The sequence below is a fragment of the Pseudomonas sp. GW821-FHT02H09 genome (assembly GCF_059421425.1).
In genome coordinates, this window is the sequence record NZ_JBWKVA010000002.1 from 225,267 (window position 1) to 244,291 (window position 19,025).

Below are 19,025 nucleotides of genomic sequence, written 5' to 3' on the forward strand. Positions count from 1 at the left end.
GGACCTCAAAAAATGGACCTATGAAATTGGTCATTAATGGCTCTTACAACAGACCAATAGCCTGCCTAGGATGCAGGCATTCGCCAAGGAATATTTCCATGTACACACCCAGCGCATTTGCCGAACAAGACGTGTTGCAACTGCACCAACAAATCCTCAGCACCCGGCTCGCGATGCTGATCACCCACGGCGCACAAGGCTTGCAAGCCAGCCATTTGCCGCTGTTGCTGAGCCCTGAGCAAGGGCCCAATGGCACCCTCTACGGGCATTTGGCCAGAGCCAATCGGCAATGGCAGGAACTGGAGGCTGGCGCTGAAGCACTGGTGATCTTCGCCGGGGCCGATGCTTATGTCAGCCCCTCGTTTTACCCGAGCAAAGCCGACCACGGCAAAGTCGTGCCGACCTGGAACTACGTCGCCGTGCATGCCTATGGCAAGGCCGAAGTGTTCAGCGACGCGCACCGCTTGCGCAACCTGGTCAGCGCCCTGACCGATCGCCACGAAGCCGGTCGCGCCAAACCGTGGAAGGTCGACGATGCGCCGGCCCACTACATCGACGGCATGCTCAAGGCCATCGTCGGTTTCGCTTTGCCGATCCAGCGTCTGGAAGGCAAACGCAAGCTCAGCCAGAACCGCAGTACCACAGACATCGCCGGTGTGCGTGAAGGGCTGGCCGCCAGTCCCGACCTGCACGACCAGGCCCTCGCCCACTTGATGCGTTAAGGAATAACCATGAGTCAGATCGAGATCCGCCCCGTCACCGCCAACGACCACGCCGCCTGGCAACCGTTGTGGCAAGCCTACCTGCGCTTCTACGACACTGAGTTGCCCGGCACTGTTTATCAGAGCACCTGGCAACGCTTACTCGATCCGAACGAACCAACCCACGCCGCCCTTGCGTGGCTCGATGGCAAGGCGGTGGGTCTGGTGCACTTCATTTACCACCGCTCCAACTGGAGCATCGAAAACGCCTGCTACCTGCAGGACCTGCTGGTCGTCCCGGAAACACGCGGCACCGGCGTTGGTCGGCAGCTGATTGAATTCGTCTATGACACCGCACGCGCTGACGGTTGCGCCAAGGTCCATTGGCTGACCCACGAGACCAATGCCACTGCTATTCGGCTCTACGAGCGCATCGCCGAGCGCCCTGGCTTCATCCAGTTTCGCAAAGGCCTTTAAGGTTTAAGGAGAGCAGCATGTCGAACCCACTCGCTCACTGGAAAGGCGTCCCTGCGCCCTCGGTGAAACTCATCGAAGGGCGCTTCATCCGCCTGGAGAAACTCGACCCGGCACGTCACGGCGATGGCCTGTGGCAAGCGCTACAAGGCCCGAATTCCGATCCGAAACTCTGGGACTATCTGCCTTATGGCCCCTTCGCCGAGCGCGATGCATTCGATGACTGGCTAAACAACCACGCGGCCAATAGCGACCCGTATTTTTTCACCGTGATCGACCGCGCCAGCGGCGACGTTCAGGGCATTCTCAGCCTGATGTCGATCGTCCCGGCCCAAGGCCGGATCGAAATCGGCCACGTTACCTTCGGCGCACCAATGCAGCGTTCACCGAAAAGTACCGAAGCGGTTTATCTGCTGGCCAAAGAGTCTTTTGCGTTGGGGTACCGCCGTCTGGAATGGAAGTGCAACAACGGCAATGCCCGCTCCAAGTACGCGGCTGAGCGTCTGGGCTTCAGTTTTGAAGGGGTGTTCCGCCAGCACATGGTGGTCAAAGGTCAAAACCGTGACACGGCGTGGTACTCGATCCTGGATTCGGAATGGCCGGCGATTGGGGCAGGGTTTGAGAAGTGGTTAAGCGAGGAAAATCAGGCGGGGTCTGGGCAGGTCAAGACGTTGGTGGAGTGTCGTCAGAATTCCTGACGATGATCGTTCCCACGCTCTGCGTGGGAATGCAGCCCGTGACGCTGCGCGCCACATTCAGGAGCGGACGCAGAGCGTCCAGTGAGGCATTCCCACGCGGAGCGTGGGAACGATCTTTACACCAGTTTCTGCGCCAACACCGCAATATGCTCCGGCCCTATCCCGCAGCAACCGCCCAGATGGCTGGCACCACGTTTCTGCCAATCGGCCGCCCATTGCAGGTATCCCGGCGGATCGAGGTCTTCACGCAATGGGTCCAGACCATCGTTGGCCGTGGCTTCTTTGGGCTGCGGCGGGAACGCGTTGGCGTAAGCGCCAATGTTGATTTTCACCCCCAACCGCTCAAACGTTTCCCGGGCTGCGTCGATCGCGGCCCCGATCACTTCCGGCTGGCTGCAATTGAACAACAAGGTTTCAACGCCCAGTTGCGCGGCGACAGCTGCGGCCTCGCTAACCGGCTCGCCGGAGCGCAAACGCGGTACTTCGTCGGTGTCTTCATCCTTCAAGGTGAATGACAACCAGAACGGCTTGCCATCCTTCGGCAGGCCCGCGTGAATCGCCCGGGCTTCGACGATAGAACTCTGGGTTTCCGCCAGCCACAGGTCCACATGCGGGGCCAGACCGGCCACCAACGGCGTCAGTAACTCGGACACCCGCGACGCATCGAACAGGTCCGGACGATAAGAACCGAACAGCGGTGGCAATGAGCCCGCCACACGCACCGGCTGCCTGGCGGCGTCGGCCGCACGACGCGCCAGTTCACCCGCCAATGCGGCAAGCGCCTGACCTTCAGCAGCAAAACGCTCTTCCCCAATATGAAACGGCACTACCGCATAGCTGTTGCTGGTAATAACGTTCGCACCGCTTTCGATATAAGCGATGTGAACCGCCTCAACCGCTTGCGGGGCTTCGCTCAAGGCCAGTGCTGACCACTCAGGCTGCCTGAACGGAGCGCCTCGGCGCTGCAGTTCACGACCCATGCCGCCATCCAGAATTACCGTGCTGCCTGCGCTCATATGCTTTTTACTCATATGCTTATGAAAATAACTCACTACCAGAGTCGTTCTTATAACTATTAAATACGCACCATTCAGTTAATAACAACCTCTTTTTTAGTCAGGAACCACCCGTGAAACTTCAACCGCTGCTGGCCTTGGGCCTGACGATTCTCGCTGCCTCCACCCAGGTATTTGCCGGTGCCACGCTGGATCGCGTCGAACAAAAGAAAGAGCTGGTGGGCGTGCTGATGGAAAGTTATCCACCCTTCTCGTTCCTCAACGATCAGAACCAACTCGATGGTTTCGATGTTGACGTGGCCAAAGCCGTAGCAGACAAACTCGGCGTCAAACTGCGCCTCGAGACCCCGTCCTGGGATGTGATCGCCGCCGGGCGCTGGAGTGGTCGCTATGACATCTGCATCTGCTCCATGACCCCGAGCAAGGCACGCGCCGAGGTCTTCGATTTCCCGGTGGAGTACTACGCCTCACCGGCAGTGATCGTGGTCAATGCCAAGGATGACCGCATCCATAACGCCAAAGACCTGAGCGGCAAAAAAGTCGGCCTCACCAGCGCCTCCAGCTACGAAAGCTACCTGAACAAAAACCTGGTGATCGAAGGAGCCGAGGACACCCGGTTGCAGTACCCGTTCGAGGACGTGCAGATCGCCCCGTATGACACCGACAACGTCGCCTTCCAGGACCTGGGCCTGGGTGCCGGGGTTCGGCTGGACGCAATCCTTACCAACCTGGTAACCGCGCAACCGCGACTTACCGAAGACAAACGCTTCAAGCTTGCCGGTGAGCCGCTGTATTCGGAACCTAACTCGGTGGCCATCGAAAAAGGCGACGCGCAGTGGGACAGCAAAGTGCGTGAAGTCTTCGCCCAGCTGAAACAGGACGGCACCCTGACCAGGCTGTCGCAAAAATGGATCGGCGCCGACATCAGCAAATGACTTCTTTCCCCCAACCGCCTCAGCCGCCACAACCGGTGGCTGAGTCGTTGCTCAAACGTGTCTTTGGCTTTCGCACGCGCCTGTACCTGACCTGGGCGGCGATGCTCGGCTTGTTCGCGAGTTTTTTCCTGAGCTTCGACCTGAAGTTCTCGATCATCCTCGACAAACTGCCGAACCTGATCGGCCTGCATCTGGCGCCCAATGGCTTCTTGCAAGGCGCAGCGCTGACACTGTTTTTGTGTCTGTGCTCGATCGTCGCCTCGTCTCTGCTGGGCTTCATCACTGCCCTGGCGCGGCTGTCGAAGAGCGCGGTAGCGTTCGGCGTCGCGAGTTTCTACGCGTCGTTTTTTCGCGGCACACCGCTGTTGATTCAGATCCTGCTGATCTACCTCGGCCTGCCGCAACTGGGCATTGTCCCCGGCGCCATTGCGGCCGGGATCATCGCCTTGTCGCTGAACTACGGCGCGTACTTGAGCGAAATTTTTCGCGCCGGCATCCTCGGCGTACCCCACGGTCAGCGCGAAGCCTCGCTGGCACTGGGCATGCGCGAGACAGTGATCTTCTGGCGGGTCACCCTGCCGCAAGCCATGCGCACCATCATCCCGCCCACCACCAACCAATTCATCTCGATGCTCAAAGACTCGTCACTGATCTCGGTGATGGGCGTCTGGGAAGTGATGTTCCTGGCTCAGTCCTACGGCCGCTCCAGCTACCGCTACATCGAAATGCTGAGCACCGCGGCGATCATTTACTGGTTGATGTCGATTGGTCTGGAGTTGATTCAGGCACGGATGGAGCGCCATTACGGGAAGGCGTATCAGCAGCGCAGCCAGATGACCGATTGAGCTTCCAGCCCAGTGCATCCAGGGCATCGCAGCCATCCTGAATCAGCAAATGCGCGGCGTTGGCGAAGTGTTCCAGGTCGTAGCCCTCGGCATCCTTCACGCTCAGGCAGGTGACGCTGTTGAGCAAATTACGTGCGGTCTTGATACGGTGGATCGCGGTCTCGAAGAGATCACAGGCGTCGGCATTGATGTTGAGGAATAGGGTCGGTTCGACGCTGAGATTGCTTTGGAGGGGGGTGTAGTTGGGCATATGTAACTCCATAATTATTTTTCGGAGCTACCACCGTTTGCAGATAAGCAAAACTAGGGCGGCGCTTTAACGTCCACTCTGTTTTTCGACCGGCTAAGATCGGTCACCATTTTGGCGATGACGGACGAACTATAGGGAAGCCTCTGCAGGATGTAAGAGCCGGTCCCTACATCTCAGACCGTTCCTACATCAATCGAAGGAAGAAGCGCCGAGTACAGACCCCTTTCGCCTGTTCGCTCTGGCTTTGGCTTTGGCTTTGGCTTTGGCTTTAGATCTTGATCCACCCGCCCCTTCGGAAGGCCGAGTGAAGGTGTTCATCAGGGGACTGGCGCGCAGCGCCCCTCGGCGAAGCCGAGGACATCGCATGGAGGTCGTAGCGAAGCAGACCGGAGGGCGATGCCCCCTGATGGACACCGTAGCGAGGGAACACCGAGCCCCAGCGAGGGGCCGAACGCTCGGGGCAAGACTTTTTGGTTCCTTTTGGGGCGTTTGCCAAAAGGGACCCGCTGTAAGAGCGGAACCCTAAGTTGCCGTTACCGCAGAAATGGATATGTACACCTGCAAGAGATTGGTCGGCTGTCAGGCCGCCATCGCGAGCAAGCTCAGCTCCTACAATTTATCTCTGAGTACATCCGCAGGAGATCGGCCGGCTGTCAGGCCGTCATCGCGAGCAAGCTCGGCTCCTACAATTTATCTCTGTGTACATCCGAAGGAGATCGGCCGGCTGTCAGGCCGTCATCGCGAGCAAGCTCGGCTCCTACAGGGCATCTGGGCAACCCGCCAGGACGGTGTTTCGGACAGACGAAAAAAAAGGGGAGCACATGCCCCCCCGAGGTTTAAAGCGTTTCAGTCAAAGGCTGTCAATCAGCCCTCGATCTCGATCAGGATTTCGCCAGGGTTGACCCGGTCGCCCTTGGCCACATGGATAGCGGTGACTTTGCCGGCGATGGCCGATTGAACTTCGGTTTCCATCTTCATCGCTTCGGTGATCAGCACCGCCTGGCCGGCTTTCACGGTGTCGCCTTCCTTGACCAGCACATCGACGATGTTGCCCGGCATGGTGGTGCTGACGTGGCCCGGCGCGGAGGCCTGCTTGCGCTTGCTGCTACCGCCGCTGACGAATTCATTGAGCGGTTCGAACACCACTTCTTCCGGCATGCCGTCGATGGACAGGTAGAAGTGACGCTTGCCTTCAGCCTTGACGCCCACACCGGTGATGTCGACGCGGTAGGTTTCGCCGTGGACGTCGATGACGAACTCGGTCGGTACGCCTTCGCCACCGGCCGACCTCACGCCGCCGGCTTCCGGGATCGGCAGCAGCACTTCCGGGGTCAGGGTGCCGGCTTCGCGCTCTTCGAGGAACTTACGACCGATGTCCGGGAACATGGCGTAGGTCAGTACGTCTTCTTCGGACTTGGCCAACGCGCCGATGTCGCCACGTAGCTTGGTCATTTCCGGCTTGAGCAAATCGGCCGGACGCACGTCGATCACCTCTTCGCTGCCGATGGCCTGACGACGCAGTTTCTCGTTCACGGTACCCGGCGCCTTGCCGTAGCCGCCTTGCAGGTAGAGCTTCACTTCGTTGGTAATGGTTTTGTAACGCTCGCCAGCCAGCACGTTGAAGAACGCCTGAGTGCCGACAATCTGCGAGGTCGGGGTTACCAGCGGCGGGAAGCCGAGGTCCTCACGAACCCGCGGGATCTCCGCCAGCACTTCGCTCATGCGGTTCAGCGCGCCCTGCTCTTTCAACTGGTTGGCCAGGTTGGAAATCATCCCGCCCGGTACCTGGTTGACTTGCACGCGGGTGTCGACGGCGGTGAATTCGCTTTCGAACTGGTGATATTTCTTACGCACGGCGTAGAAATACAGACCGATTTCCTGCAAAAGCTCCAGGCTCAGGCCGGTGTCGAATTCGCTGCCTTTAAGGGCGGCGACCATCGACTCGGTACCCGGATGGCTGGTGCCCCAGGCGAAACTGGAGATCGCAGTGTCGATATGGTCGGCACCGTTTTCGATGGCCTTGAGTTGGCACATCGCAGCCAAACCGGCGGTGTCATGGGAGTGGACGAACACAGGCAGCGATTGCTCGGCTTTCAGCGCCTTGACCAGTTCGCCAGTGGCGTACGGGGTCAGCAGGCCGGCCATGTCCTTGATCGCAACAGAGTCGCAACCCATGGCTTCCATTTGCTTGGCTTGCGCCACGAAGGCCTCGATGGTGTGCACCGGGCTGGTGGTGTAGGCGATGGTGCCCTGGGCGTGTTTGCCGGCAGCTTTCACCGCTTCGATGGCAACGCGCAGGTTACGCACGTCGTTCATGGCGTCGAAGATGCGGAACACGTCGATGCCATTGACCGCGGCCTTGGCGACGAAGGCTTTGACCACGTCGTCGCTGTAGTGGCGGTAGCCCAGCAGGTTCTGACCACGCAGAAGCATTTGCAGACGGGTGTTAGGCAAGGCCGCACGCAGTTTGCGCAGGCGCTCCCACGGGTCTTCTTTCAGGAAGCGCACGCAGGCGTCGAAAGTCGCGCCGCCCCAGACTTCCAGCGACCAGTAGCCGACTTTGTCGAGCTTGTCGCAGATCGGCAGCATGTCTTCGGTGCGCATGCGGGTCGCCAGCAGCGATTGGTGGGCGTCGCGCAGGATCGTGTCGGTAACGTGAATTTTCTTGGTCATGATTATTCCTCACAGGCCTGCGTGGGCGGCGATGGCGGCGGCGATGGCCAGGGCCAGCTCTTCGGGTTTGCGCTTGATCGAGTAGTTGGTCAGCTCAGGGTGGCTTTCAACGAAGCTGGTGTTGAACTGACCGCTACGGAATTCCGGGTTACGCAGGATTTCCTGGTAGTAGGCGGCGGTGGTCTTGACCCCTTGCAGACGCATGTCGTCGAGGGCGCGCAAACCACGGTCCATCGCCTCTTCCCAGGTCAACGCCCACACCACCAGTTTCAGGCACATGGAATCGTAGAACGGCGGGATGGTGTAACCGGTGTAGATCGCCGTATCCGTGCGCACGCCGGGACCGCCGGGTGCGTAGTAACGAGTGATCTTGCCGAAACTCGGCAGGAAGTTGTTTTTCGGGTCTTCGGCGTTGATCCGGAACTGCAGCGCAAAACCGCGGTGCTGGATGTCTTCCTGTTTCACCGAAAGCGGCAGACCGGAAGCGATGCGAATCTGTTCGCGAACAATGTCGATGCCGGTGATTTCTTCGGTAATGGTGTGCTCTACCTGGACCCGGGTGTTCATCTCCATGAAGTACACCTCGCCCTCGGCGAGCAGGAACTCCACGGTACCGGCGTTCTCGTAGCCCACAGCCTTGGCTGCGCGCACCGACAGGTCGCCGATGTAGGCGCGCTGTTCAGGGGTCAGTTGCGGGCTTGGGGCGATCTCGATCAGTTTCTGGTTGCGGCGCTGGATCGAGCAATCACGTTCGAACAGGTGAACCACGTTGCCAAAGCTGTCGCCGAGGATCTGCGCTTCGATGTGCTTTGGATTGACGATGCATTTTTCCAGGAAGACTTCCGCCGAACCAAACGCCTTGGTCGCTTCGGAAATCACCCGCGGGAAAGCTTGCTCCAGCTCTTCGCGGCTGTTGCAGCGACGAATACCGCGGCCGCCGCCACCGGAGGTGGCCTTGAGCATCACCGGGTAACCGATGCGGTCGCCTTCGACCAGCGCTTCGGCGATGTCCGCGACGTTGCCTTCGGTGCCCGGGGTCACTGGCACGCCGGCCTTGATCATGCTGCGGCGCGCTTCAGTCTTGTCGCCCATGCGGCGAATCACTTCTGCCGACGGACCAATGAATTTGATACCGCGCTCGGCGCAGATTTCTGCCAGTTCAGCGTTTTCCGACAGGAAACCGTAACCTGGGTGCAATGCATCGCAACCGGTTTCCACTGCCAGGTTCACCAGCTTGCGCGGATTCAGGTAACCGGCCAGGGGTTCGGCACCAACGCTGTGGGCTTCATCCGCGCGCTTCACATGCAATGCATGGCGATCGGCGTCAGAATAGATCGCGACCGAGCGAATGCCCATCTCGGCGCACGCACGCACGATTCGTACGGCAATTTCCCCACGGTTGGCGATCAGGATTTTTTTTATCACTTGGAGGTTCCCTTGAGCCGATGGCACTGACGACCTGCTAAACCAGGTCGGCGCGTGACTAAATGTTTCAGTTCAGTCGCATAGCCACACTATCCCGCTCAAGGAATTAACAAAAATCAATAATAATTGGGCCGCTCATAAGCAAAGACTTATAGTTGACGGACAAGCCTGCGGCCAGAGTTTCTAAAAATGCGTAAGTCCTTGATGCGTATGACATTGCGCCAGCTTCAGATTTTCAATGAAGTCTGCGATCTACGGTCCTACAGCCGTGCAGCTGAGGAAATGTCTCTCACACAGCCGGCCGTCAGCCTGCAAATTCGTCAGCTGGAAGAGCTGATTGGTCAGCCATTGTTCGATTATGTAGGCAAAAAACTCTACATGACCGAGGCCGCTGAAGCCCTGCAACGGGCCAGCCGGGATATTTTCGGGCGCCTGGAAAACCTCGACATGCAGCTCTCGGACATGCAGGGCTCACTGCAGGGGCAACTGAAACTGGCTGTGGAATCCAGCGCCAAGTACTTCGTGCCGCACCTGTTCGCCGCCTTCAAGCGCCAGCATCCAGAGGTCAACCTGCAGCTGACCGTGATCAACCGCGCGCAGGCCATTCGGCGCCTCTCGGATAACCGCGACGACCTGGTGATCATGTCCATGGTCCCGCAGGACATGGGCCTGGAGTTCCTGCCGTTCCTCAACAACCCGATCATCGCCGTGGCGCCGCCGGACCATCCGCTATGCCACATGGGGCCGCTGCGTTTGCAGGATCTCGAACCCTATACGCTGCTGCTGCGCGAGCAAGGCTCGGGCACACGACTGGCGTGTGAGGAGTATTTCAAGGAGAAGCGTGTGCACTTCACACAAACCCTGGAGGTCGCTTCGGCGGAAGCTCAGCGCGAGTGTGTGGTGGCAGGTTTGGGCGTAGCACTGTTGACGCGCCACGCCCTGAACCTTGAGTTGGCAACCGGCACGCTCAAAGAGTTGCCGGTGGAGGAGTTACCACTGTACCGCAGTTGGTGCGTGGTACAGGCCAAAGCCAAGCGCCTGTCACCGGTGGCGCATGCGTTCCTGGGGTTTATCCGCAGCGAACGGGTGCAGATCAGCGGGCTGGTTGAGCGTTTCGACGGGAAGTTGCCGGCGCTGCCTGCCAGTAATTGAGCTCCGCCGAGTCGGGAAAGTCACCAATCTCGGCGAGCAACTGACGCTGCTCACAACGGTGCTCAATCGCGCGACGGAATGCCATGCGGCGCTGATCTTCCTGCTGACGGCGGGTTTTGACGGCGCTGTTGCGTTCTTCGTAGTGCTGGGCCATTTCGAGTCTCCCAAGACGAGTACGGGAGTTACACGATGGACGTCAGGGATGACGATTTGGCTGCGCGGGGATTACAAGGATGTGAAAGTTACCGGGCGGCGATAGTGCAAGCCTCACCCTTACAGGGATTTGTGGCGCTCTTGTAGGAGCGAGGCTTGCCCGCGATAAGGTCGGAACGACCTTCCAGCAATCAATCGTCCAGCGCTTTGACCGACTTGGGCGACAGACGCAAGCTGCGCAGGCTGCGTTTGACGCTTTTGAGGTGGTTGACCAGGCTTGGGCCACGGGCCATGGCTACGCCCATCGCCAACACGTCGATCACCACAAGGTGAGCAATACGCGAAGTCAGCGGCGTGTAGATTTCGGTGTCTTCATGCACGTCGATCGCCAGGTTGACAGTCGACAGCTCGGCCAACGGCGTCTGGCTCGGGCACAAGGTGATCAGCGTCGCGCCGCTTTCGCGGACCAGGTTGGCGGTGATCAACAGGTCTTTGGAGCGCCCGGACTGGGAAATACAGATCGCCACGTCGGTAGGTTTCAGCGTCACCGCCGACATCGCCTGCATGTGCGGGTCGGAATAGGCTGCGGCGGTCAGCAGCAAGCGGAAGAATTTGTGCTGAGCATCCGCCGCCACCGCGCCAGATGCACCAAAGCCGTAGAATTCGACGCGCTGGGCCTGGGACATGGCGGTGACCGCACGCTGCAAGGCCGCCGGGTCGAGCTTCTCGCGCACTTCCATCAGCGTATGCAGGGTAGTGTCGAAAATCTTCAGACTGTAGTCGGCAACCGAGTCGTCTTCATGGATCGCGAACTGCCCGAAGCTCGCACCTGCCGCCAGGCTTTGCGCCAGTTTCAGCTTCAAGTCCTGGAAGCCCGAACAGCCGATGGCACGGCAGAAGCGCACGATGGTCGGCTCGCTGATGCCAACGCTGTGGGCAAGATCGGCCATGGAACTGTGCATCACAGCCGCGGGGTCAAGCAGCACATGATCGGCGACCTTGAGCTCCGACTTGCGTAACAGGTGGCGTGACTGGGCGATGTGTTGCAACAGATTCAAAGGGCTGGACTCGTTGTTATTGGCAGACGCCAGGGATGTAGCCATTTTGTAGTTATACTACATGAATGCGCTTTTTGCCCGCTCAATGCGTAACTGAATCGCCTTGCCGCCCCCTATTTTGGCCGGCCGCGCGCTATGTAGCAGCTGGCGCAGCCTGCGTTCGGCCGCGAAGCGGTCGTAAAATTTACGACCGCAATTTTCCTGAAAGCTGCATTCATCCAATCTACGGCCGCTTCGCAGCCGAACGCAGCCTTCAGCAGCGGCTACAAAAAGCGCTCATCCGCGCGCAATAAATCCGCCAACCCTGCGGCTTCCACCGGCCGGCTAATCAGATACCCCTGCACTTCATCACAGCCCTCAGCCTTGAGAAACTCAAGCTGCTCCGGACGCTCGACCCCTTCAGCCACCACTTTGAGTGACAGCCCATGGGCCATGGCGATGATTGCCCGGGTGATCGCCGCGTCTCCACTACCCTCGGCCAAACCGCGAATAAACGCTTGATCGATCTTCACGTAGTCCACCGGAATGCGCTTGAGGTAACTCAACGACGAATACCCGGTACCGAAGTCGTCAATCGCCAGTTTCACTCCCAGATCACGCAGTTGCTGGAAGGTTGCGATGATGTGCTCGACGCTGTCCAGCAGTTGGCTTTCGGTCAGTTCGAGCTCCAGGTAGTGCGGCGCCAGACCGGTTTCCTCAAGCACCTGGCGAACCAGGCTGACCAGCTTGCCCTGACGCAATTGATGCACCGACAGATTGACCGAGACCCGGATCGGCTCCAGCCCCTGACGTTGCCATTCGCAGGCTTGCCAGCAGGCCTGACGCAACACGAACTCGCCGATCGGACCGATCAGCCCGGTTTCTTCGGCAAGCCCGATAAAGTCGCCTGGCGGCACCCGCCCCATGGTCGGGTGATCCCAGCGAACAAGGGCTTCAGCGGCATTCAAGCGGCCCGTCGCCAGACACAGCTTCGGTTGGTAGAACACCATCAACTGCTGCTCTTCGATTGCCTTGCGCAGCTGGTTTTCCAGTTGCAGGCGTTCCAGAGTGCTGGCTTGCAGACTTTCGGTGTAGAACTGGAAATTGTTGCCGCCCAAATGTTTGGCATGTTGCATGGCCATATTCGACTGACTGACCAACGTCGAAATGTCCCGTGCATTGTCCGGCAACATGCTGATACCCATCGAGGCACTGACCACCAGCTCATGCCCTTCCACCGTCAGCGGCAACCGCAGCTTGGTCGCTAGCCGGGTCGCTACCCGGGCCAGGCTGGACAAGTTGCCATAAGCGTCGAACAGCACCGCAAATTCATCGCCGGATAAACGCGCGATGGTGTCGGCCTCCGGTAGCGCATTGACCAGTCGGCGTGCCATTTTCTGCAACAACTGGTCGGCGATTTCATGGCCTAGGCTGTCATTGAGCAACTTGAAGCGATCAAGATTGATATGCAGCAACGCCAGGCTTCGGCCACCCTGGCGCACCCGCTGATGGGCGTCGTGCAGCCGCTCGCGGAACAGTGAGCGATTGGCCAAACCGGTCAGTTCGTCGTAATGGGTCAAATAGCGCATGCGCTCTTCGGATTCGCGTCGGGCGGAGAGATCGGTGAAAAAGCCGACGATATGGCTAACATTTCCTCGAACATCGCGCACGACGTTGAGCTGGAGCCATTGCGGATACAGCTCGCCGTTCTTGCGCGCCTCGACCAACTCCCCCTGCCAACTGCCGTGTTGCTCCAGAGCCTGATGGATCACCGGGTAGTACCGGCGCGCGTCACGACTGCCAGGCAACTCGACGACGTTACGCCCGAGCATGTCCTCGATCTGGTAACCGGTCACCCGGCTGAACGCCTGATTGACCGCGATTAACGCGTAATTCGGATCGAGAATCACGATACCTTCGCTGGCCGCTTCGAACACCGTGGCCGCCAGCCGACGCTGCTCTTCCAGCTCTTTGCTGGTGCTGATGTCGCGTCGGGTACCGACCATACGGATTACTCGACCGTTTTCCCCTCGCTCCACTGCCCGCCCGCGGTCCTCGATCCACACCCAATGCCCGTCGCCATGGCGCACGCGGTACTCAATAGAATAATCCTCGGTGCGGCCCTTCAAATGCTCGACCAGTGCGCGCTTGAGCGGCAGCAGATCCTGTGGATGCAAACGCGGCTTGAGATGGCTGAGCATCGCAGTCACGTACTCCGGCTCCAGGCCAAACAGCTCTTTAAGCTGCGTGTGATGCACCTCGTCGGTTTGCAGATTCCAGTCCCACAACCCCAATTCACTGGCCTTTAAGGCCAACCCCAGACGCGCTTCGCTTTTGCTCAAAGCCTGATTCGCCGCGTCCAGTTCCAGGCTGCGTTGCGAAACCCGGCTTTGCAGACTGGTCTGAGCCTCACGCAGTTGCTCTTCGGCACTGCGACGCTGGTCGATTTCCCGGGCCAGTTCCTGGTTCAGCTGTTCGCTGCGACTTTGCGCTTGCTGTAAATGCTCGATCAGCGCCTGGTTCTGGAAGCGCCGCTGCAAACCATGATGAATCAACCGATTAACCTGCCAGGCGACGACACTCAAGGAGGCCAGCAGAATCACCCCCAGCCAGCCCCAGCCTTGCTGCTGTTCGTCACCACCCCAGAATAAATAGCCAATCGCCGGCAACAGACACGGCAAGGTAAAGGACAGGAATGCCGGCAGACTGACTGCATAGGCGACGCTGGCCGAAAGCGTCGCCGCACCGATCAGGCCAAAGACCCAGGCCTGTTGCAGGAAACTGTCGGTCGGCACCAGGGCGATGCCGGCACAAGCCAGGGTCAAACCGCTCATGCCGGAGCCAAGCAGGAACATCCGCCGCCAGATCGGCTGCGCCTGGCGGCTCGGCATTGCGGAGTCGAAGGCCGCTACCTGAATGACCCGTAGTGCCACCAATGTCAGCAGCCAGACCAGCCAAATGCTGACCAGCAAATAGCGCTGCGGGCTCCAGAGCAACCAGACGCAGACCAGACCATTGAGCAACATGAACAACGTGGGCAGCAGCGAGCCTTGATAAAGCAAACGCGTGCGTTCGACCGCCATCTCCATGGCGTAGTGCTTGCGTATAACCCGCGGTTCCACAGAGGGGCCCGGCAGGCCAGGGCTGAGTGTCATAGGCAATGTTCTTATAATGGTGAGCCCGAAACGTCGCAGGAGCATACACAAGCAACCGCCCGGACCAAACTGCTCCAGATCATAAAATCGACAAACAATTTGCGTCTGATTCCCTCCCCGGACCGCTCAAGCGAGCCCCGCCAACGCCTGCAGCGAATGACTGACCGGTCGTCCCCCGTCTCTTTTTATCGGTTAAACCAAAGCTCGGTTTGCCCGGTGTGGCCCAGCACCCTAGAATGCTCCGATGCGCGATGATCTCTCCCTTCTGCTGAACTCTCTCAACGATGCCCAACGCCAGGCTGTAGCTGCCTCCGTGGGTCGTCAGTTGGTCCTGGCCGGTGCTGGTTCCGGTAAAACCCGTGTGCTGGTACACCGCATCGCCTGGTTGATCCAGGTCGAGCAGGCCTCCTCGCACTCAATCCTGTCGGTGACCTTCACCAACAAGGCCGCTGCCGAGATGCGTCATCGCATCGAGCAGTTGATGGGCATCAGCCCGGCCGGTATGTGGGTCGGCACCTTCCACGGCCTGGCGCACCGCCTGTTGCGGGCGCACTGGCAGGAAGCCGGTTTGAGCCAGACCTTCCAGATCCTCGACAGCGATGACCAGCAACGCCTGGTCAAGCGGGTAATCCGCGAGCTGGGGCTGGACGAACAACGCTGGCCGGCCCGTCAGGCACAGTGGTTCATCAACGGGCAGAAGGACGAAGGTCTGCGCCCGCAACATATACAGGCCAGCGGCGATCTGTTCCTGGCCACCATGCGCAGCATCTATGAAGCCTACGAGGCCGCCTGCCTGCGCGCCGGGGTGATCGACTTTTCCGAGCTGCTGCTGCGCGCCCTCGATCTGTGGCGCGATCACCCAGGCTTGCTCGCGCATTATCAAAAGCGCTTCCGCCATATACTGGTGGACGAATTCCAGGACACCAACGCTGTGCAGTACGCCTGGTTGCGGCTGCTGGCCAAGGGTGGCGACAGCTTGATGGTAGTTGGCGATGACGACCAATCGATCTATGGCTGGCGCGGCGCGAAGATCGAGAACATCTACCAGTATTCCGAAGACTTCCCGGACGCTGAAACCATTCGTCTGGAACAGAACTACCGCTCCACCGCCGGGATCCTCAAGGCTGCCAACGCCTTGATCGCCAACAACACCGGCCGTTTGGGCAAAGAGCTGTGGACCGACGGCGGCGAAGGCGAAGCGATCAATCTGTACGCGGCCTTCAACGAGCACGATGAAGCGCGCTACGTCGTGGAAACCATCGAAAGCGCCCTGAAAACTGGCCTGGCCCGCAGCGATATCGCCATTTTGTATCGCTCCAACGCCCAATCCCGGGTACTCGAAGAAGCGCTGCTGCGCGAACGCATCCCTTACCGGATCTACGGCGGCCAACGCTTCTTCGAACGCGCCGAAATCAAGAACGCCATGGCCTACCTGCGTTTGCTCGAAGGTCGTGGCAACGATGCAGCCCTGGAACGGGTGATCAACGTTCCGGCCCGCGGCATCGGCGAGAAAACCGTCGAAGCGATTCGCGAGCACGCACGCCACAGCGATGTGTCGATGTGGGAAGCCATGCGCCTGTTGGTCGCCAATAAAGGCCTGACCGGTCGTGCAGCCAGTGCCCTTGGGGTATTCGTCGAGCTGATCGAGAACCTTGCGGCCAAAACCGTGGACATGCCACTGCACCTGATGACCCAGACGGTCATCGAGCAGTCGGGTTTGATCGCCTACCACGAGGCGGAAAAGGGCGAGAAAGGCCAGGCTCGGGTAGAAAACCTTGAGGAACTGGTCAGTGCCGCGCGTAACTTCGAGAACGCCGAAGAGGACGCCGACCTGTCGCCACTGGCCGCCTTCCTTGGCCATGCGTCGCTGGAAGCCGGTGATACCCAGGCCGACGAACACGAAGACAGTATTCAGTTGATGACGCTGCACAGCGCCAAGGGCCTGGAATTCCCTTATGTGTTCCTGGTGGGCATGGAAGAAGGTCTTTTCCCGCACAAGATGAGCCTGGAAGAGCCTGGCCGCCTGGAAGAGGAACGCCGCCTGGCCTACGTGGGCGTCACCCGGGCGATGCAGAATCTGGTGATGACCTACGCCGAAACCCGACGCCTGTATGGCAGCGAGACTTACAACAAGGTTTCACGCTTCGTACGCGAGGTACCGAAAGGCCTGATTCAGGAAGTGCGGCTGTCCAATAGCGTCAGCCGACCGTTCGGCAGCGGCCAGAAACAAAGTTCGAGCAGTATGTTCAGCGGCACCGAGATCCCGGAAACCGCGTTCAGTCTCGGTCAGCACGTACAACACTCGGTGTTCGGCGAAGGAGTGATCCTCAACTTCGAAGGCGCTGGCGCCCAGGCACGGGTGCAAGTGAATTTCAGCGAAGGCAGCAAGTGGTTGATGCTGGGTTACGCCAAGCTGGAAGCAATCTGACTTTATTGAAGGTAGAAGTACATGGGCTCGGGTTTTTTCTCTTCCTGGACATTCTGGGCCCTGCTTTCGGCGGCGTTCGCGGCCATGACGGCGATCTTCGCCAAAATTGGCATTGAAAACGTCAACTCTGACTTTGCCACCCTGTTGCGCACCATGGTGGTATTGGTCAGTCTGGCCTTGATTTTGTACGCCACGGGCCAATATCAGTCATTAGGATCGATCTCGGCGAAGAGCTACCTGTTTCTGTTGCTGTCCGGACTTGCAACAGGCGCCTCATGGATTTGCTACTTCCGCGCACTGAAGCTGGGGCCTGCGTCGCTGGTGGCGCCAGTGGACAAGCTCAGCGTGGTGCTGGTGGCGGTGCTCGGGGTGATCCTGCTGGGTGAAAAGCTCGACCTGCGCCAATGGGGCGGAATCGGCCTGATCACCTCCGGTGTAGTAATGTTGGCCTTACGGCGCTAAAAAAAAGACATTCCTACAGAACTTATCCATCAGGCCTACAGCCCAAACATTACCGGCCCTACGCCACCGACTGCGCTTCATGGCAGACGACCAGGCAAAAGCCCGAAACACTCTGCCGCTAGCCAGTGACACTTCACCTGTGCAACATGGCACGCGTGCCATCCACAAATGGGAATTCCCTTTATGAAACGTTTTCTTAGCATCGCCATGGCGTTGTGCATCGGCCTGACGATGAGCCTCGACGCCAACGCCAAGCGTTTTGGTGGCGGCAAAAGCGTCGGCGCTGCGCCGACCCACCAGACCAGCCAGATGGCCCCGTCCTCTTCGGGCGTTGGCTCTGCCGCTGCTACTGCAGGGGCTGCCGGTGCCGCAGGCGCTGCCGCCAAAGCCGGCGGAGCTTCGCGCTGGCTCGGCCCTCTGGCCGGCATCGCTGCCGGTGGCCTGCTGGCCTCCATGTTCATGGGCGGCGGCTTCCATGGCATGCAGATCTTCGACATCCTGATCATGGCGGTCATCGCCTTCCTGATCTTCCGCTTCATTGCCGCTCGTCGCCGCAAGCAGCAAGAGCACATGACTCCAGCTGGCCACGCACCGATGCAGCGTGAAGTATTCGAGCAAAAACCGGCTCAAGGGCCGATCTTCGGTGGTTCGGCAGCACCTGCTGCCGCTCGTCCGGTGATCAACGCACCAGCCTGGTTTAATGAACAGCGTTTCGTTGAAGCCGCGCGCAACCACTTCCAGTCCCTGCAGCAGCACTGGGACGCCAACGAAATGGACAAGATCGCCGAGTTCGTGACCCCGCAACTGCTGGAGTTCCTCAAGCGCGAACGTGCTGATCTGGGCAACGGTTTCCAGTCCACCTACATCGACAACCTCAATGTTCAGCTGGACGGCGTGGATGATCGCGCCGACAAGACCGTCGCCACCCTGACCTTCAGCGGCGTGTCGAAAACCTCTCGTTTCGACCAGGGCGAAGTGTTCAGCGAAAGCTGGAACATGGAACGCCCGCAGGGCGAGAACCAGCCTTGGCTGGTGGCCGGTATCCGCCAAAACGGCTGATCCGATACTCTGCGTTGAGTATGTTGAAACAAAACCCCAGCCTCGGCTGGGGTTTTCTATTTCGCAGTTGCACTTATAGCGAGCTACTGTATAAACCGCCCCCATATAAACCGCGCCATTGAGCAAGAGGATTGAGGTCGTGGAAGAAGTCATTGAAGAACTGCGTGAAAAAAATGAACCTGTGCCGGTCCCGTTGGAACTGCCAGATGAAGATCTACTGGTGGAGATCGAAGAACAGCTGTTCATCGACATTCCCTTTGTCTTCAAAGAATTCCTGTTGACCGTCAGCGATGTTGTCTATGGCAGCCTGGAGCCGGTAACCGTCACGGATCCACAGTCCCATACCTATCTGCCTGATGTTGCGGCCAACGCCTGGGACGCCGGTGTTCCCCGGGAGTTGATCCCGATCTGCCAGGACGGTGATGACTATTACTGCGTCGAGGAAGACGGCACTGTGGTGCTGTGGTCCGCCGAAGAAGAACTGGTTACCGAAGAAACCTGGGAATCTGTATGGCATTGGGCGCGGGACGTCTGGCTGGAAAGCTGATCCCGACCGCTTGAG

The 19,025-nt window shown here is 59.2% G+C and carries 17 protein-coding genes; 10 read left to right on the forward strand and 7 right to left on the reverse strand.

The window, feature by feature from the left end; genetic code table 11:
* Nucleotides 1-98 precede the first annotated feature (98 nt).
* From AC07VR_RS03505 to AC07VR_RS03515, 3 genes are read left to right on the forward strand one after another with little or no spacing between them, the layout of a single operon-like run.
* Nucleotides 99-722 (forward strand): FMN-binding negative transcriptional regulator, encoded by a 624-nt coding sequence (locus AC07VR_RS03505; protein WP_495010472.1) that lies wholly within the window; start codon nucleotides 99-101, stop codon nucleotides 720-722.
* A 9-nt stretch (nucleotides 723-731) separates the two neighbouring features.
* A complete protein-coding gene (locus AC07VR_RS03510) occupies nucleotides 732-1,178 on the forward strand; it encodes a GNAT family N-acetyltransferase (RefSeq protein ID WP_494990962.1) in 447 nt (148 codons plus the stop codon).
* A gap of 17 nt (nucleotides 1,179-1,195) precedes the next feature.
* Nucleotides 1,196-1,873: a GNAT family N-acetyltransferase gene (locus tag AC07VR_RS03515; protein WP_494990963.1), complete on the forward strand. Its 678-nt coding sequence runs from the start codon at nucleotides 1,196-1,198 to the stop codon at nucleotides 1,871-1,873.
* Nucleotides 1,874-1,989: 116 nt separating this feature from the next.
* Here the strand turns inward: AC07VR_RS03515 and AC07VR_RS03520 are convergent, their stop codons facing one another.
* Nucleotides 1,990-2,889: a homocysteine S-methyltransferase family protein gene (locus AC07VR_RS03520; RefSeq protein WP_494990964.1), complete on the reverse strand. Its 900-nt coding sequence runs from the start codon at nucleotides 2,887-2,889 to the stop codon at nucleotides 1,990-1,992.
* 113 nt (nucleotides 2,890-3,002) lie between these two features.
* Between AC07VR_RS03520 and AC07VR_RS03525 the strand changes: the two genes are divergently transcribed.
* Entirely contained in the window at nucleotides 3,003-3,824 is an 822-nt protein-coding gene (locus tag AC07VR_RS03525; protein WP_495010473.1) for an ABC transporter substrate-binding protein, read from the forward strand.
* Nucleotides 3,821-4,669 carry an amino acid ABC transporter permease gene (locus tag AC07VR_RS03530; RefSeq protein WP_495010474.1) on the forward strand — a complete coding sequence of 283 codons (849 nt, stop codon included), beginning with the start codon at nucleotides 3,821-3,823 and terminating at the stop codon, nucleotides 4,667-4,669. The genes AC07VR_RS03525 and AC07VR_RS03530 overlap by 4 nt, the downstream gene beginning before the upstream one ends.
* Here AC07VR_RS03530 and AC07VR_RS03535 read toward each other — a convergent pair.
* From AC07VR_RS03535 to AC07VR_RS03545, 3 genes are all read right to left on the reverse strand, one after another.
* Complete coding sequence (locus AC07VR_RS03535) at nucleotides 4,569-4,919, reverse strand: hypothetical protein (RefSeq protein ID WP_495010475.1); 351 nt, start codon at nucleotides 4,917-4,919, stop codon at nucleotides 4,569-4,571. The two genes, AC07VR_RS03530 and AC07VR_RS03535, sit on opposite strands and share 101 nt — an antisense overlap.
* An 864-nt stretch (nucleotides 4,920-5,783) precedes the next feature.
* The gene (gene oadA / locus AC07VR_RS03540) at nucleotides 5,784-7,592 is read right to left on the reverse strand and encodes a sodium-extruding oxaloacetate decarboxylase subunit alpha (RefSeq protein ID WP_494990970.1); all 1,809 of its coding nucleotides are present in this window, start codon (nucleotides 7,590-7,592) and stop codon (nucleotides 5,784-5,786) included.
* Nucleotides 7,593-7,601: 9 nt separating this feature from the next.
* Complete coding sequence (locus AC07VR_RS03545; RefSeq protein WP_494990971.1) at nucleotides 7,602-9,017, reverse strand: acetyl-CoA carboxylase biotin carboxylase subunit; 1,416 nt, start codon at nucleotides 9,015-9,017, stop codon at nucleotides 7,602-7,604.
* Nucleotides 9,018-9,206: 189 nt separating this feature from the next.
* Here AC07VR_RS03545 and AC07VR_RS03550 point away from each other — a divergent pair, with 189 nt between their 5' ends.
* A complete protein-coding gene (locus AC07VR_RS03550; protein WP_494990972.1) occupies nucleotides 9,207-10,169 on the forward strand; it encodes a LysR family transcriptional regulator in 963 nt (320 codons plus the stop codon).
* On the opposite strand, the gene AC07VR_RS03555 is transcribed toward AC07VR_RS03550, so the two are convergent.
* From AC07VR_RS03555 to AC07VR_RS03565, 3 genes are all read right to left on the reverse strand, one after another.
* Complete coding sequence (locus AC07VR_RS03555) at nucleotides 10,111-10,323, reverse strand: PA3496 family putative envelope integrity protein (RefSeq protein ID WP_494990973.1); 213 nt, start codon at nucleotides 10,321-10,323, stop codon at nucleotides 10,111-10,113. The genes AC07VR_RS03550 and AC07VR_RS03555 overlap by 59 nt on opposite strands.
* 190 nt (nucleotides 10,324-10,513) lie before the next feature.
* Nucleotides 10,514-11,380 (reverse strand): transcriptional regulator HexR, encoded by an 867-nt coding sequence (gene hexR, locus AC07VR_RS03560; protein ID WP_494990974.1) that lies wholly within the window; start codon nucleotides 11,378-11,380, stop codon nucleotides 10,514-10,516.
* Between the two features lie 263 nt (nucleotides 11,381-11,643).
* Nucleotides 11,644-14,514: a putative bifunctional diguanylate cyclase/phosphodiesterase gene (locus tag AC07VR_RS03565; RefSeq protein WP_494990975.1), complete on the reverse strand. Its 2,871-nt coding sequence runs from the start codon at nucleotides 14,512-14,514 to the stop codon at nucleotides 11,644-11,646.
* A 244-nt stretch (nucleotides 14,515-14,758) separates the two neighbouring features.
* On the opposite strand from AC07VR_RS03565, the gene uvrD reads away from it, so the two are divergent.
* The 4 genes from uvrD (at nucleotide 14,759) to AC07VR_RS03585 (ending at nucleotide 19,010) form a co-directional block, all read left to right on the forward strand.
* The gene (gene uvrD, locus AC07VR_RS03570) at nucleotides 14,759-16,942 is read left to right on the forward strand and encodes a DNA helicase II (protein ID WP_495010476.1); all 2,184 of its coding nucleotides are present in this window, start codon (nucleotides 14,759-14,761) and stop codon (nucleotides 16,940-16,942) included.
* Between the two features lie 21 nt (nucleotides 16,943-16,963).
* A complete protein-coding gene (locus tag AC07VR_RS03575; RefSeq protein ID WP_494990977.1) occupies nucleotides 16,964-17,404 on the forward strand; it encodes an EamA family transporter in 441 nt (146 codons plus the stop codon).
* 183 nt (nucleotides 17,405-17,587) lie between these two features.
* Nucleotides 17,588-18,463 carry a Tim44 domain-containing protein gene (locus tag AC07VR_RS03580; protein ID WP_495010477.1) on the forward strand — a complete coding sequence of 292 codons (876 nt, stop codon included), beginning with the start codon at nucleotides 17,588-17,590 and terminating at the stop codon, nucleotides 18,461-18,463.
* A gap of 139 nt (nucleotides 18,464-18,602) precedes the next feature.
* On the forward strand, nucleotides 18,603-19,010 hold the full coding sequence (locus AC07VR_RS03585; protein ID WP_494990979.1) for an SMI1/KNR4 family protein: 408 nt from the start codon (nucleotides 18,603-18,605) through the stop codon (nucleotides 19,008-19,010).
* Nucleotides 19,011-19,025: the final 15 nt, after the last annotated feature.